The organism is Desulfuribacillus stibiiarsenatis, assembly GCF_001742305.1.
Classification (GTDB): Bacteria; Bacillota; Bacilli; order Desulfuribacillales; family Desulfuribacillaceae; genus Desulfuribacillus_A; species Desulfuribacillus_A stibiiarsenatis.
The window spans coordinates 43,976-59,724 of sequence record NZ_MJAT01000003.1 but is presented as its reverse complement, the minus strand read 5'-3'; the positions used below and the strand labels follow the sequence as shown (position 1 = coordinate 59,724).

Annotated in this window: 13 protein-coding genes and 2 tRNA genes; 3 read left to right on the top strand and 12 right to left on the bottom strand. The window is 40.0% G+C overall.

Going from position 1 to position 15,749, the window contains the following annotated elements:
* Nucleotides 1-174: 174 nt before the first annotated feature.
* Both BHU72_RS02815 and BHU72_RS02810 read left to right on the top strand, forming a co-directional pair.
* Nucleotides 175-810, top strand: coding sequence for a YitT family protein (locus tag BHU72_RS02815; RefSeq protein ID WP_069701118.1), 636 nt, complete (start codon nucleotides 175-177; stop codon nucleotides 808-810).
* 213 nt (nucleotides 811-1,023) lie between these two features.
* Nucleotides 1,024-2,175 (top strand): UDP-N-acetylmuramoyl-tripeptide--D-alanyl-D-alanine ligase, encoded by a 1,152-nt coding sequence (locus BHU72_RS02810; protein WP_069701117.1) that lies wholly within the window; start codon nucleotides 1,024-1,026, stop codon nucleotides 2,173-2,175.
* A gap of 365 nt (nucleotides 2,176-2,540) precedes the next feature.
* Here BHU72_RS02810 and BHU72_RS02805 read toward each other — a convergent pair whose 3' ends face one another.
* Nucleotides 2,541-3,758, bottom strand: coding sequence for a S1C family serine protease (locus tag BHU72_RS02805; RefSeq protein ID WP_069701116.1), 1,218 nt, complete (start codon nucleotides 3,756-3,758; stop codon nucleotides 2,541-2,543).
* A gap of 270 nt (nucleotides 3,759-4,028) precedes the next feature.
* On the opposite strand from BHU72_RS02805, the gene BHU72_RS02800 reads away from it, so the two are divergent.
* Nucleotides 4,029-4,247: a hypothetical protein gene (locus tag BHU72_RS02800; RefSeq protein ID WP_176720385.1), complete on the top strand. Its 219-nt coding sequence runs from the start codon at nucleotides 4,029-4,031 to the stop codon at nucleotides 4,245-4,247.
* A 22-nt stretch (nucleotides 4,248-4,269) separates the two neighbouring features.
* Here the strand turns inward: BHU72_RS02800 and BHU72_RS02795 are convergent, their stop codons facing one another.
* The 11 genes from BHU72_RS02795 to BHU72_RS02745 form a co-directional block, all read right to left on the bottom strand.
* Complete coding sequence (locus BHU72_RS02795; protein ID WP_069701115.1) at nucleotides 4,270-5,070, bottom strand: MBL fold metallo-hydrolase; 801 nt, start codon at nucleotides 5,068-5,070, stop codon at nucleotides 4,270-4,272.
* A gap of 25 nt (nucleotides 5,071-5,095) precedes the next feature.
* A complete protein-coding gene (locus BHU72_RS02790) occupies nucleotides 5,096-5,734 on the bottom strand; it encodes a histidine phosphatase family protein (protein ID WP_069701114.1) in 639 nt (212 codons plus the stop codon).
* Nucleotides 5,734-6,561, bottom strand: coding sequence for a two-component system regulatory protein YycI (gene yycI / locus BHU72_RS02785; RefSeq protein WP_069701113.1), 828 nt, complete (start codon nucleotides 6,559-6,561; stop codon nucleotides 5,734-5,736). Before yycI ends, BHU72_RS02790 begins: the two co-directional genes overlap by 1 nt.
* The gene (gene yycH / locus BHU72_RS02780; RefSeq protein WP_069701112.1) at nucleotides 6,548-7,822 is read right to left on the bottom strand and encodes a two-component system activity regulator YycH; all 1,275 of its coding nucleotides are present in this window, start codon (nucleotides 7,820-7,822) and stop codon (nucleotides 6,548-6,550) included. The genes yycI and yycH overlap by 14 nt, the downstream gene beginning before the upstream one ends.
* Before the next feature lies 1 nt (nucleotide 7,823).
* Nucleotides 7,824-9,608 (bottom strand): ATP-binding protein, encoded by a 1,785-nt coding sequence (locus BHU72_RS02775; RefSeq protein ID WP_069701111.1) that lies wholly within the window; start codon nucleotides 9,606-9,608, stop codon nucleotides 7,824-7,826.
* A gap of 9 nt (nucleotides 9,609-9,617) precedes the next feature.
* Complete coding sequence (gene yycF, locus BHU72_RS02770) at nucleotides 9,618-10,313, bottom strand: response regulator YycF (protein ID WP_069701110.1); 696 nt, start codon at nucleotides 10,311-10,313, stop codon at nucleotides 9,618-9,620.
* Between the two features lie 138 nt (nucleotides 10,314-10,451).
* Entirely contained in the window at nucleotides 10,452-11,351 is a 900-nt protein-coding gene (locus BHU72_RS02765; protein WP_069701109.1) for a peptidase MA family metallohydrolase, read from the bottom strand.
* Nucleotides 11,352-11,385: 34 nt separating this feature from the next.
* Nucleotides 11,386-13,710, bottom strand: a complete 2,325-nt coding sequence (locus BHU72_RS02760) for a S8 family peptidase (protein ID WP_069701108.1) — start codon at nucleotides 13,708-13,710, stop codon at nucleotides 11,386-11,388.
* Between the two features lie 329 nt (nucleotides 13,711-14,039).
* Nucleotides 14,040-14,116, bottom strand: a tRNA-Asp gene (locus tag BHU72_RS02755).
* Between the two features lie 5 nt (nucleotides 14,117-14,121).
* A tRNA-Lys gene (locus BHU72_RS02750) sits at nucleotides 14,122-14,197 on the bottom strand.
* Between the two features lie 268 nt (nucleotides 14,198-14,465).
* A complete protein-coding gene (locus tag BHU72_RS02745; protein WP_069701107.1) occupies nucleotides 14,466-15,749 on the bottom strand; it encodes an adenylosuccinate synthase in 1,284 nt (427 codons plus the stop codon).

The window sequence follows — 15,749 nt, the reverse complement described above, 5'->3', positions numbered from 1 at the left end:
GCTACATTATATCGCGATTTCAATATGCACGCCACTCTTATGTATTTGGTTCAAAACGAATATACAAATGCTTAATTTCCTGCAGAATGCTATGTCATTTCATCAATTTATATCATAACATTAATGTTATTAATAATCGCATCTGTATTCAAACAATAGAATAGAGGGAAGCAAATGAAAAAAATATTGAATATATTGTTAGGATGCTTTCTTGCAAGTGTTGGCGTCATCCTATTAAAACATTCCATGATTGGAACTGGTGGAACGGCAGGCCTATCCTTAAGTGCTTCGTATCTTTTGAATGTACCTTTCTCCCTTGTGTTCTTTCTTGTGAATATACCTTTTTATGTCTTTTCAGTACTTCGTATGGGATGGAAGTTTACCATTTCTAGTATCATATCCGTCACGCTCTTATCGCTTATGACAAGTGTTACACAATGGTTGCCAGCGTTCACGCTACCAATCTGGTTTGGCGCTATTGCTGGTGGCATTATTATCGGCTTGGGTCTATCTATTTTATTCAAAAATGGTTCGTCCCTAGGTGGCGCTAACATTCTCGCGTTGTTTCTCCAAAAGCGCTATAACATTAACCCAGGGAAGACGAATTTCATCTTCGATTTTATGGTTGTCATGTCTAGTATGTATGCGTTAGGGATCACGCGTGGCCTATTCTCAATTCTTTCAATTGCCATCATCTCGAAAGTGATTGGCTACTTTAAAAATGAGTATGCGAACAAGGATAAGACTGTACAACCTAAGACTTCTACTGATAAATTTAGAGTAACTCCACAAATTCCAGTGACAAGATAATTTCTATTCCCTGCTTTTTTATTTTTGTTATTTCACTGACTTTTTCTTCGCTTTTCCTTGTCCTCCTTAATCCTTTTTAAGATGTCGTGCATATAATGTATAAGTTTTCACTATTGTACAAAAGCACATAGAATTCAGGTAATGCCATTTACTGAGCAATGATTACGTCAAATGATACAACAAAAGCTTCTGATTCTACTGGGAGGTGATTCTATGATATTTGACTTCGATAAACCTACGATAGCTGTTACTGGTAGTGCAGGGAAAACCGTTGTAAAAACGCTGATATCTGCTGTGCTTAGGGAACGTTGGGTTGTATTTGAATCGCATCATAATAACAACACCACAGAGAAAACCAAACAACACGTGAAGCAAATCAGTTACTTTCATAGAGCCGCTGTTGTGGAATACGGGATGGCGTATCCTGGCGTAATTACTGAGCATTGTAACATTCTACGGCCAAACATTGGAGTTATCACAAACATTGGTCTTGCTCATATTGGTAACTTTGAAGGAAAGCTTGAGCTGCTTGCAGCAGCAAAGTCAGAGCTCCTATACGGCGTTGAGGATAACGGAATGATCTTTACAAATCTCGATGATACTAACTCACAATTACTGCATACCAATAGCTTTAAGGGTGCAAAGTTCACGATTGGTATCGATAATGAGTCAGCAGATTACCGCGCTTTTGATGTTTCTTACACAGAAAATGGTATGTCTTTCAAAGTTATACTTAACTCACAAGAGCATGAATTCTTAATTCCTATGTTTGGTACGCATAATGTCTATAATGCATTGTTCGCGGTTGCAGTCGCTGACAAGCTTGGCTTTCTCCCTCAAGAGATTGTCCGCGGCCTTAGAAATGTGAGGCGTCCGAAGCATCGCTTAGATGTAATCAAATTAAAAGATGGGATTACCGTCATCGACGATACAATCCATGCTCATCCACCGGCAATAAAAGCCGCCCTTGATGTATTAGAAACTTTAGGAACAAACAGGCAAAAAATCGTCATCCTTGGTAGCATGCCAGAGCTTGGTGAGAAAATCAATGAGTACCACGAAGATGTTGGTCGTTATGCGGCAACAAAGTCCCTCGACTTCTTGTATACCTATGGCAACATTTCTGCCCATATTAGTCTTGGTGCAATAGCCGCTGGATTCCCACAGGATAAAGTTAAGCATAAAACACCTTTATATCGTAAGGTTTTACATCGTGAATTAACGCAGTTGATTCAGCCAGGGGCAATCATCCTTGTAAAAGGAGCTAGTCGCCTAGATATGTATAATACCGTGGAATTCCTTTGTGAATATTTCAATAAACGCAACTCCCCAACACAACAAGATGTCGAATCAACCTTCCACTAATTACTAAGTCGCCAAATCCCCTGGCTCTAAGGACGTATATTAGGTTACCACATTTGCTGAGTTTCAAATGGTGTCTGAGCGCTTGTTCCAAAACAAACAGGTCAAACCACTTAAATTGAAGAATGTTTTTAAGCTAATTGAATTTAACCCTCTTATATCTCGTGGAGAAATGTATAACTTTAATTAATAACAGAAAACCTACTATTTCTATCGTAAAGATATTAAGTGCAAAAAAGAAGCTAGGATTTTAAATTCCTAAGCTTCTTTTACACATTTCAAATTTACTCTATTGAGTATTACTTTATGTTTTTTGCTTTGCTATTATGGTATTTTGCTTTGCTCTATTGATGTATGAATTTTTTCTATTATGGTGTCTCAGGTAGCTCTGATAATGTAATTTGCGTCTGCAGACGTTCTCTTTCCCGATAGAACACAACATTAATCACATCGCCTACACGTTTTCCATACAGGACTTGACGTAATGTGACACTGTTATCAATGGCATTTCCATCAATCTCAACAATTACGTCATATGCCTGTAATCCCGCCGCTGCTGCAGGGCCCACTGGGGTATCTGCTAAAATCACACCATCTTTGACTGGAATGTTCGGACGCATTTGGTCAGGTACAGTCGTTAGGTCTCTCGGTGCAATCCCTAAATACGGTCTTATAACCCTTCCATGGCGAATTAAATCGTTGATAATTGGCTCTGCATCATTGATTGGAATCGAGAATCCTATCCCTTCGACTCCTGCACGAGCAATCTTCGCACTGTTAATACCAATTAATTCCCCTTGTATATTCACTAATGCCCCACCACTGTTCCCAAAGTTAATCGCAGCGTCAGTTTGAATGACGTTCACTTCATATACCTTATTACCGCCAATCTGAACTGGGAGCGCTCGTTGGGTAGCACTGATAACTCCAACGGTAACTGTTTGGGCAAATTCTAAGCCTAGAGGATTCCCAATCGCAATTGCTGGTTCCCCCGGACGAAGAGCGTCTGAGTTACCAAAGGTTGCAACTGCTGTTACGTGTGTGGCATCAATTTCTATAACAGCCAAATCCGTTAATTCATCCGTTCCGACTAAACGGGCTTGCACTTGCTCTCCCTCTGGAAGAGTTACTGCTAAATCCGTAGCCCCTTCAATGACGTGATGGTTAGTAACGATTAACGCTTTTCCATCTCTCACATTAATCACGACACCAGAGCCGCTTCCTGCCTCATACGATTGGTGGTTCGTAAAGAACCCTCTCCCCGCATTTTGGATATTAATAATCCCCACTACTGCAGGCTTCACCCGATCGACTGCCTCTACTATCGCAGTGGTCACTTCTAATTGAACCTGCCGTGGATCCCCTGTGTTATTCCCTCGTTGTTGAATCTGAAATAGTCCAGTGTCATTATTAGCATTTTGTACCGCACCTATGTTAATCATCCCATTATTAATCATAGTTGGTACAAACATAGCCACTGTTCCGCCCCCAATTAAAGAAGCGATTAGTGCGATTGCAATTAAAGTAAACCCACTAAAACCTTTGTTCTTAGGCTTTCTCTCAAAAAACTCATCATCGTAAGTCATCTAACTGCACTCCTTTATTACGGATATTCTTAATTATTCCCTGATGTAACATATTATACTTATAAAAAAAACCCGCTGCAATTTATCATATTTGACAATGCTGTGAACTTTTTATCATTTCAATTTTCTCTACGCATATTTCGGTAGTACAAGCATATCTTGATTTATATAGGTATCACTTAGTATAGGACAAGGTAAAACCTGCCATACTGTTACTAGTGAAAGTTCACTTTGTTGTAACAAATGAAATATAAAAGGAGCTGTTTACGTATGAATCGATCCAAGGATTGTATGAGCTTATTGCAGATATTCGGACAAATAGCAGATTTGAAGGAAGTAGACTATAAGAACACTTTAGTTCTTACCGCTTTGGTAGAAATCCTTGCGGAAAAGGGTCTTATCACTCGTTCAGAAATCATAGAAAGAGCCCAAGCATTAGATCTCGGGCATGAAGTTGAAATTGACCAAAAGCGCATACGTGTCCAGTAGTTAGCCAAGCAATCTATGATTGCTATCTTCTACGTACAGAACGAAGCTTCGTTGGTTTATCTGGGTATGTAATTTCTAGGTCGAACTCTTGTCCCACTTTAAACTGCTCTTGCTCTAGTATTGTTTTTACGGTCATATGCGCTAACACAGGCATATTATTCTCAGCGCTTAAATGCGCTAAATGTACGCATTGCGTATTGGCTGTGATTACCTCTGTGAGTATCTCTGCGGCTGTTTCGTTCGATAAATGACCGTGGTCGCTTAGAATCCTTTGCTTTAAATGCCAAGGATAGGGACCAATTCGAAGCATTTCTACATCATGGTTCGCTTCAATGATCAAAGCATCGGAATCGATAATGCGTTGCTTCATTTTCGCATTTACATACCCCATATCTGTAGCTACGGATATCTTGGTATTACCAGCAAACACACAATAACCAACCGGATCCTTCGCATCATGTGAAATTGCAAATGATTCTAGGGCTAGGTTCCCGATTTCCATACGATCTCCAGTACAGAATATTTCTTGATAGCCTGTCTTAATTTCCCCTACAATATGTTCCATTCCGTCCCAAGTTTTTTGATTGCAAAAGACAGGGATTTTATATCGTCTAGATAAAATCCCTGCGCCTTTGACATGGTCCTGGTGTTCGTGGGTAATAACAATCCCATCTAGACAATCGGCTGATACTCCAATCTCGTGCATTGCTTTCTCTATCTGTTTGCCACTTAGACCAGCATCAACTAGAATACTTGTCGTATCCGTCTGAATCAAAATAGCATTTCCTGTGCTTCCACTAGCTAACACACTATATCGGACCATTGTGTAATTCCTCTCCTGCAATATCTTATCTATTAAAATAATCTTCGATACCTGGTAATCCTATTAAATGAGAAGTGTCATTAAACAAACGGACCTTCGGGTGTTGACCATGAGCAAAGTCTACCACAGAAACGGAAGTATTCGCAAAGGTAAATGCCCAAACGTGATCTTCCACTAGACGTAAAATCTGTGTCATGAGCGCATTCAGAAATCTCCCATGACTAACGACCAAGACCTTCTCCCCCATATGCCGATCCACTAGTAATTGTAATGCATCTTGCGCTCTTTGCAAAAATTCTAAATATGCTTCTTTTTCTGGTATATCAACAGCGCTCCAATCCGAAGCATTGTTCTCCGCAATCTCAGGAAATTGAATGGCTGCTTCCTTTAATGTTAATCCATCGAATACACCCCAACTATATTCACGAAAAAGCTTTTCTTTGACAACTGGCAATTGATGATACGATGCAATTGTCTGCGCTGTGTTATATGCCCTTCCCAAATCACTAGAGTAAATCTGCTGAATTCTAGTTTTCTTAAATCTTTCGGCCACTCGTTCCGCTTGTTTCTCCCCTATATTCGATAGGGGGAAATCCTTATGACCCTGAAACCTACGCTCGGCATTGGCGACAGTCTGCCCATGACGTACTAAGAATAATCTCATTACTGGTCCTCCCCTACATTTGCTTGCGCTTGTAAACCCTCCAACTCCCCTGTAAAGGCATTAATATAGAAACGTTGCCCATCCTTTAGTTCGATATACCAAACGGGTGGTAACAGCCATGTCTCGGTATCGATTGAGCGACTATAATACCCTAGTTCTACCTTTTCAATCACTGCCTTGCTATTTCCGATAATCGTAACAAGTTTCCTTAAAGCTGTTGCCGCTGCAAGAATTGGTCTCTTTTGCGGTTCAAAACTTACATTCGTAATCATCTGTTGATACCACTCGATAATCTTATTGTTTTCTACAGTTGCAATAATGGTTGTTCCGTATATCGGGTGCCTACCATAATATTGTACAAAAATAACCTCGCCATTTCCATTCACAATATCTTCTTTTTGCAATTCGTACTTATACCCATTGACTACATAGTTATCGAGAAATTCCTTATACCCCATAGATATATCATATGCTTCCGCCTGGTTGTTTGTTTCCCTGTTCCATGTATAATGAATGCCTTGGAATGTATTGACATCCATCGTTACATGCAGCTGAATTATCGGGTCAATCTTATCCATAACGTCTTCCACATAATAGAGTTCTCTCAGCACTTTTAGGTGGGCCATATCTGTTGCATCCAATGGTATTGGAACGTTTATATTTATTCTGTGTTTTGCTAGTAGTTCTTCTACCTCATTTACTTCTTCCTGAAGAATATTAAGGTAATCCTGATCACTAGCAAACTTCAAATATAGTTGATAGGCTAATAAACCGTTAAGGAACAGAAACGCTACTATCAAAATTGTCTTCGCCTTACCTAGATCCATACGCCCACCCACCAATCTGATGAATCTCTTGACCGTTCCTAGCATCATATGCCGCACTTACAGATTGCTTGTTAACGACAACCCATACCGGCCTCATTTGCACTTTTTGAGCGGTAATTTGTTCCGGATAGTAAGCTAAGAAATAATCCCACTTATCTTCTGGCCTTGAGAACTGTCGATTGATAATTGCAGCCATATATTCTGATGGTAGTATGCTAACCATTTTTGAATCCATCTCGGCCCCAAGATATTTCGTGGACCGAAGAAAACGATTGACTCGATTATTCTGCATCTTAAATTGTAATTCAGAAAGCGGAAGTATGTTAGGAGAAATAATTGGCAGGCCGTAATATAACTGTTGAAATACTAAGCTATACTCATTTCGGGATTTAGATATCGCATCTATATTCGCTATTATATACTCTCCCGCCCAGCTCTGATATTCGTTTAAGAAGTATACAGATTCTAAAAGCATGTCCTTTGTACTTAGTTGTTGAAAATCATCTTCTGCGCTTGGGTCTGTATATTCCATAGTATTCGAATCAATATTCACACGAAGTCCACGATTTCCATCGGTATAGATGATTGATTTATCCTTTTCAAGGATTTGTCGAACTTGCGTTAAATCCTCAAACAACAGATTGCTATATTCCCTCGGTTGGATTGACAGAAGTTCTATTTCTACTAACGGAAGCATCTCCACTTTCGTGATATTGATAATCTGCTGAATGACTTCATTCAACTGTCCTTTATTCCCATGAATGCTGGCTAGATAATTACGATCGCCTTCCAATAAGCATTTTAATTGATCTGTTTTCGCATCGATGTATAAGGTCGCACGAACGATGTTACCTTCAATTTTACGTATATCACTGACTTCAATGTCTAGTAAATGGCTTAAGAGCTCGTAAGGTACTGCTTTATAGAAACTGAGTTGGACTCGCTTCCCGTGTTTTGTTAAATCTACTACCGTAGTTGTTTCAATGTTGGTTACTGTCAGTTTTTGAATCGACTGATAGATTTCATTAAAGTCTTGACTCATTGGATAGATTGTGTTCTTCTCTTGTCCAGAAAAGGCTCTTATTTCCCGGGGAATGAGCGTTTCATCTACATATACATAATTAAAATCTTGATTTTTACTAGGCTCTTCCGTATAAACCAGTGGTGAATATTCCGGTGATACGTAAGAAAGGATTGCTGATAACATAAGACTTGTGATCACAAGCGTCGTTAAGATAACGGTCTTCATTCTCTCAAGCATGTTACAGCCCTCCTCGCTCTACCGGTAATGTAAAGCTAAGGGTCGTCCCTTGATTGATCTCACTGGAAATTTGGATATCTCCTTGATGAGCCTTAATGATTTCTTTAGAAATCGCTAGCCCTAACCCTGTTCCACCCATTTCTCGGGAACGTGCTTTATCAACAGTATAAAATCTCTCAAAAATCCTATCAATGTCCTTCGGCGCAATTCCTGTCCCTGTATCCTTCACACTGATTTTGATACATTTTCGACCCTGATCGATGACTTCTTCACTCTTAATTGTGATACTACCGCCGTTGCCTGTGTACTTAATCGCATTCGACAGTAAGTTATTAAGCACTTGGTCAACGCGATCACGATCAATGATAGCATAGGCAGGCTTCTCTGTTAGATCTAGAATCCCTTGAATCCCTTTATTCTTCAATTGCATATAAAAGCGATCCAATACATCTTCGATTACCACATTGACATCGATTTTAGAGAATTTCCATTGAATCGTTCTTGAATCTAATTTGGACAGTTCCAACAAGTCGTTCACTAAGCGAATCATTCGCTCCGTCTCGTTTTGAATGACTTCGGTGAATCTCCCGCGCAATTCAGGGTCTGCATCTGCTCCTTCAACAAGAGCTTCTGTATAGCTTCGAATCGTAGTCAGTGGCGTGCGAAGTTCATGTGACACGTTTGCTACGAACTCTCTTCTCTGTTGCTCCAGTTGTTCACGTTCCGTGATATCGTGAAGAATCATCAAAATCCCATAATCTTTTGCTTCGTCAGTCTTCAAAGGGCTTACATGCAATTGGTACATAAGTTCTTGGTGTTCTATAATGGTTTCAAAGGTATGCTTCTTCTTCAGATGTAGCCAATCTTTCTTAAACTCTTGAATTTCTAGTACATCTAAAATGTTCTTAATCATTGCCTGCTCTTCTGTAATGCCAATCATTTTTTGGGCCATTGGGTTGATAATAAGAATTTTTCCGTCTGCGTCAGCAGCAATCACCCCGTCACTCATGTGATCAAGTACCGCTTGTAAACGATTCTTTTCTTTGGCATTCTCATCGAGGGCGTCTCTTAATCGATACGTCAGTTGATTGAAGGCTGTCCCAAGTTTTCCGATTTCATCATCACTGGTAACCTTCACCTCTTGATCAAAATTCCCCTCTGCCATGTCCGAAGCTTTTTTCGTCACTTCCATCAGTGGTGTCGTTATTGTTCTTGCAAGGACTATTACCAAAACTGATGTAATTCCTAACACGAATATCATGGCTGTGGTGACTAGCGTATTAATTTCTTTTAGCGTCTTATAAATCGGTTCTAAGGACGATTGGATATATACTACGCCTACGACATCGTAATTGGTTTTGATTGGTGTAGCTAAAATCTTTTTACGCTGTCCTGAATCCGCGTCCATGCGAATCGCCTCTCCTCGCGACCCAAGAAGCGCGCGAGTGACCTCTACTTGTACACTCTTTTGTCCGACGAATTGCGGATTGACAGAGTCACTGACGATAACACCCTCTCTGTCAATGATTTGAATCTCAGCACGGGTCTGTTTTGCGAAGTCCCTAACAAGAGTATCAAGTTCTCTTCTATCGTTCTGAATTCCAGCGACAAAATAACGCTCCAAAAAATCTGCCAAAACATTTGACTGAGATTGGATGTTCTCTGTATGATTCTGCAGATGATAGTTCTCTAAAGACTTCATAAAATATAAGCTGATGAGTTGCATTGCGAATACAATCATCAGCAAATATACAACCATCAGCTTCCAACGGATACTTTTAAACATATAGGTCACCTATTCATTGCTTTTTTCAGATCCTTGTAACTTATACCCAATGCCTCTTTTTGTTACTACATACGTAGGATTGCCTGGATCATCCTCGATTTTTTCACGTAGCCGGCGAATGGTTACATCAACTGTTCGGACATCGCCGAAATAATCATATCCCCATACACTTTGTAGCAAATGTTCTCTCGTGAAGATTTGACCCCGGTGTTTCGCTAAATAAGTCAGTAGCTCAAATTCACGGTGTGTCAGGTCTACTTCTTCGCCCTTTTTCTTCACCTGATACATCGCTGGATCTATCACTAATTCATCGATTTGAATCACACTTGTAGCCGTTTCTGGCGCCTGATATCTACGCAGATTGGCCTTCACCCTAGCCAACAGCTCTCGACTGCTATAAGGCTTCGTAATGTAGTCATCGGCACCAAGTTCTAATCCTTGCACTTTATCCACTTCAGCATCCTTTGCCGTTAGCATAATGATTGGAATGCTGCTGATTTGTCGCACTTCCTTGCAAACCTGAAACCCATCCTTTTGGGGTAGCATGACATCTAAGAGCACTAAGTCGTATTGCATGGAAGAAATCTTGCGCACTGCTGTTGCCCCATCGTAGCAGACATCCGCTTGATAGCCTTCTTTCTCCAGGGTAAACTTCAATATGTCTGCAATTGGTTTCTCATCATCTACTACTAATATATTTGCCATAAGAACCCTCCTAATCTACCGTAAATAAAGAAAACTTAGTTCAGATGGAGTTTTTACTCCACCTGAACTTTAGTTGCACTTATTATGTCTAATTATTAGAGTTCTCTATTTTACATATAAAATCCTGCTGATTTTCCATTAACGAATTTCAAATGCCTTTACATATTTCGTCCAGTCGCCCCATACTTCGTAAAGCTCTTTATCATATGCATTGAAAAAGGCCTGCTCAAAGTGAACCCGCTTTTCCAGCTCACCAATCAGTTGCCAGTATCTCTCTTCTCCATATCTCTCCATCAAATATTCAATAAACTTAAATGATTGTCGGTAGGCTAACGGCTGGTTTTGTAGTCGGTCAAATTGATCTTTCATTTCATAATATTTATATAGCTCACGATCTAGAGTCCCTACTTCTTCAATCCACTCGTACTCCTGATATATGAATTCTTCATATTGAGCAACCCCTTCAGTGAACCAACGCGGAAAATTATTATGCAATTTATGGTCCAATAGTAAATGCATATACTCATGGGCGATTGGTCCATTTGCGCGAAACTCTAATTCTAGCTCATCGAAAGAATCCGCTTCAATCCATAACGATGGCTGTAATACAAAGATTCGATTCCCATAAAACACACCTACTGCACTCGTATGGGTATCCCATTTAAAGAACTCTCTCATAATCTCACGGGAAGGGATGACTACGATAGAAATTGGTTTATTGTAATAGAAGTTGTACTTATCATCTAAAGCAGCACGAATTTCTGTTGCGTACTCCAATACCATGTGAATTTCTGCTATATCCGTATCTTGATACTGTACAGAAACAGTATCGTTAGTAACTACATCCCAATTTCTGAAGAAATTCTTCGCACTAGTATCCACTGCTACCCGCACTGCTGGTTGGGCATAGGACGTAATATTCTTCTGATTATGATAGCTGCTGTATACAAAGCCCAATATAATCAAAATGGGAATCATTGAAATAGCAATCCAGAGGAATGGTTTCTTTGATTGATTATCTTCTTGATGCAGTGCCATTTCAACCCCACCTTTCTAATTGTTGAATGATGATTTATTCATTGCTTATATAGTCGAATATTTTCCAACTGCCATCTGGCATTTTCCTTAATGAAAAAGTGCCGTGTTTCCAATATTGTTCGGGCTCGCTGAATTGTTCAAATTCTAAGTTCATGGATATTTCTACTTGTACCTTAGTCATACGATTCGATTGTAAAGTAATATCTTGAACTACTATGTTTAACGCTTTCCCATCCTCAGCAAGGACAGGTTTTGCCGTAGTATGCCAGTAGCCTAGACTCGAATCCAATGCATCTACTAGCCCTAGGTAATATCCGGTTGCATACTCTGCGTTAACCGCTACAAGCCCTGTAGTCTGTGATTGTGCGTATAATAGCATCCTCTGTCTTTCATATTGTAGGACTGTATTGATAATATCGGCTTTTGAAGCAAGTGAAGTCTGCTCTTGTGTTAATGCACGATGTACCATTGCAATCGCTTCTGCTCTTGTCGAATGATCGTCTGGTCTAAAAGTGAAATCTGGATATCCATGAATCAACCCGCCTTGGGTCGCTTTGGAAATTTCATTATGACCCCAGTGTGTATCAATATCGGTAAGGAGCTTTTGCACCCCTTCAAAGGATACGCTTGCTCCATATGCCCTTACAATCATAACAGCAATTTCTGCTCGTGTAATCGGCCGACTTGGTTCAAAAGTAGATTCCGTAATTCCATGTACAATTCCGTACTGACTTGCAATCTGTATCGGTTCATAATGCCAGTCTGTTACTTTGACATCGCGAAAGTTTTTCCCAGAACCATTACTGTGAAGATTTAGGGCACGAACTATAATCGCTGTAAATTCTGCTCTTGTGATTGACTGATTTGGCGCAACAAAGTTCTGTCCTTCCAGTCCTTTATAGCCTTTCACTAGGTCAGCATGAAGGAAATCTCGCAACTGCGCATAGGCCCAATGATTGGATATATCCGTCGGTTTATATGATGTATGCGAACTACTTTTAAATTCGAAGAACCTTTCTTCACTTTTCCCGGTTGGATCAGTAGGTCCGACTTGAATTGTCACATGCTTGAATGATCCGCTTTCCAGCTGCTGTTTGGTTGTTGGAGAGATATAATAATCAATGCTTCCTTGCTCTGGCGAAAAAGGTGCTCGCAAATAACTAAAATATTGAATCCTAGGTGTATCAAAGAACGGTACTTGTACAATTCCATGTCCGAACGATCGGTCTCTGCCTGGTACTCCTAAGTCAATTGTATGTTGTGCTAACAAATTTCTTAATTCTTGTGGAGTTGCCAGCGGTTTCTGCTGTTTCCATAGTGCTAGAACCCCTGTGACGTGAGGTGTTGCCATAGAAGTTCCATTCGCCTGAACATATCGATTATTAAGAAATGTGCTTGTAATCTTATTACCAGGTGCTGCAATCTCTACTTGTTTTCCCTGGGCCGAAAATGTTGCTCGATTATCTAGGATTGTGGTAGCTGCAACAGCTATTACGTGTTCAGACGATGCTGGGTACACTACATTATCGTCGATTGATGCTCCATCATTTCCTGCTGCCGCTACGAAGACTATACCTTCTGTAGCTCCCTTTTCAAACAGCTTCTCTAACGTTTGTGAGGTGTCAATCGAGCCTAAACTCAAGTTCACAATGTCCATCTTGTTAGAGATAGACCAATCTACACCAGCAATAATATCTGATAAATCTCCAAATCCTTTTCGATCTAATACTTTTACAGCATATAGACTGGCTTGAGGAGCTACACCAAGTACTTTACTATGTTGACCAGCAATTACACCTGCGACATGGGTGCCGTGTCCATTATCATCTTGATAGGATTTCGTATATGCTACGAAAGATTTGCCTCCGGCTATCTTTAAGTCTCGATGACTAGCAATCCCCGTATCAAGTACTGCTACCTTCACACCAATCCCATATAATTTTTTATCCCAAGCATTCTTAGCATGTAGTCGATCAGTTCCCCAATTGACTTGCTGTTGGTTACCAATGATGACTTCTTCACTAAAGTTCGTAATTTCATAACTTACTTGTACCCTTTGATCCTTCTCTATATATGCGACTCTTAAGTCCTTCTGAATTTCCTGTATAGCCTGCGCTGATGCCAGAACCGTTACAACAGGAAGATTTTCCGACTGATATATAATCTCTACGCCTAGCATTTCTAAGACGCGATGATGTATTTCTTCATGAAAAAAAACCATGTACTTTGATTTGTTCTCGTCATCTGTTTCTGATTGCCATTCATCTACTATTAGCTGGGCATTCGTATAAGATACTATGAATAGCTGAGAAAACAATAGGCAAACGAGTAACATGCATCCGAAACGTTTATTTATCATTTTCATCACCATTTTCTAGTTGTATATTTGTGTGTTTGGTGCGCTCTATTGCTAGACTAAACCTGAATTACGGATGAATAATGCACATTGCTGCTTATACAGACTTGCATTGCTGTTATAATCAAGTGTATGAATAAGTGTATAGGCTAGACTATAGATAAGAGTATGGGTAAGCGTATGGATACTAATATAGATGCTAATATAGTTTAAAAGTATTTCACAAGTTATATATAATTGTAACAAAAATTTGCTTGCTAGTTGACTGGGAATTGAAGGTGGATACAAAAAAACCTCTAGGATAGTCCTAAAGGTTTTTTCGCAATTTGTTTTGGCGGAGCTGACGGGATTCGAACCCGCGATCTCCTGCGTGACAGGCAGGCATGTTAGGCCTCTACACCACAGCTCCACTCATGGTGAGCCATGCTGGACTCGAACCAGCGACACCCTGATTAAAAGTCAGGTGCTCTACCAACTGAGCTAATGGCTCGTACAAAAATTGTTTAATTTTGACGACAAAAATTACTATACCATGGTACAAATTATATTGCAACACTTTATTGTAAATTTATATAAAGGAAATAATGCCCAACTAAGTCATATTGGTTTTTTTGCAATGGAATCTTGATAAAGGCAAACATGAGAAATGCCCACCATATCGCAAATTCACGTTTTTGGCGGGCACTATTTCACTATCCAATAGATAGATATTATTTTGTTAGAATACTTTTATTGGAATATTTTATTGGAATACTTTATTAGAAAATTTCTTTTAACTGAATCGTTTGTTTTCGGTTCGGACCCACTGAGAAAATCGCAATTGGAATATTCGTCAATTCCTCGATTTTCTTCAAATAGTTCTGTGCCGTTACAGGTAGCTCTTCAAACGCTTGCACACCTGTAATATCTTCATTCCAGCCTGGCATCTCTTCGTAGATTGGTTTGCAATCTGCTAGAACCTTTAGGCTTGTAGGGTAGGTCGTAATAGTTTCACCATTGTACTCATACGCTTTGCAAATCTTAACGGTATCTAAGCCCGTTAACACGTCAATAGAGTTCAATGATAAGCCTGTGATACCACTGACTCTACGCGAGTGGCGCAATACTACACTGTCGAACCAGCCCACACGACGAGGTCTTCCTGTAGTCGTACCGTACTCTTTTCCAATTTCGCGGATGCGGTCGCCGATAGGATTGTTCTGCTCCGTAGGGAATGGTCCGTCGCCTACACGAGTTGTATATGCCTTCGCTACCCCTATGACTTGCTCAATCTTTGTTGGTCCAACTCCAGAACCGATGCAAACTCCACCAGCCACTGGATTTGATGAAGTTACAAATGGGTACGTACCTTGATCGATGTCAAGCATTACTCCTTGCGCGCCTTCAAATAGAACTTTCTTACCTTCATCAATTGTATCGTTCAACACTACACTTGTATCCGTTACAAAGTGACGGATTTGTTCTGCGTAGTCATTATATGTCTCAAATATTTCATCAAATGAAAAGCCTTCTACTCCGAAAACCTTTTCTAACAATTGGTTTTTCTCCTGAAGGTTACGCTCAAGCTTTTCTTTGAAAATTTCTTTATCTAATAAATCAGCCATACGGATACCGACTCTAGCTACCTTATCCATGTATGCTGGGCCAATTCCTTTTTTCGTTGTACCAATCTTGTTATCACCTTTACGAAGTTCTTCCACTTCGTCAAGTTTTATATGGTATGGCATAATCACATGAGCGCGATCGCTAATGCGTAGGTTAGCCGTTGAGAAACCCAAATCATGTAAGTACTTAAGTTCAGCAATCAGTACTTTCGGATCAATCACAACACCATTGCCTATGACGCAAATCTTCTCGGAATAGAATATGCCCGATGGTATTAAATGCAGTTTATATTTATTATCTCCAATGCAAATCGTATGACCAGCGTTATTACCGCCTTGATATCTTGCGATAACTTCTGCTTTCTCTGCTAGATAATCTGTAATCTTGCCTTTTCCTTCATCGCCCCACTGGGTTCCAACTACAACAACTGTTGCCAT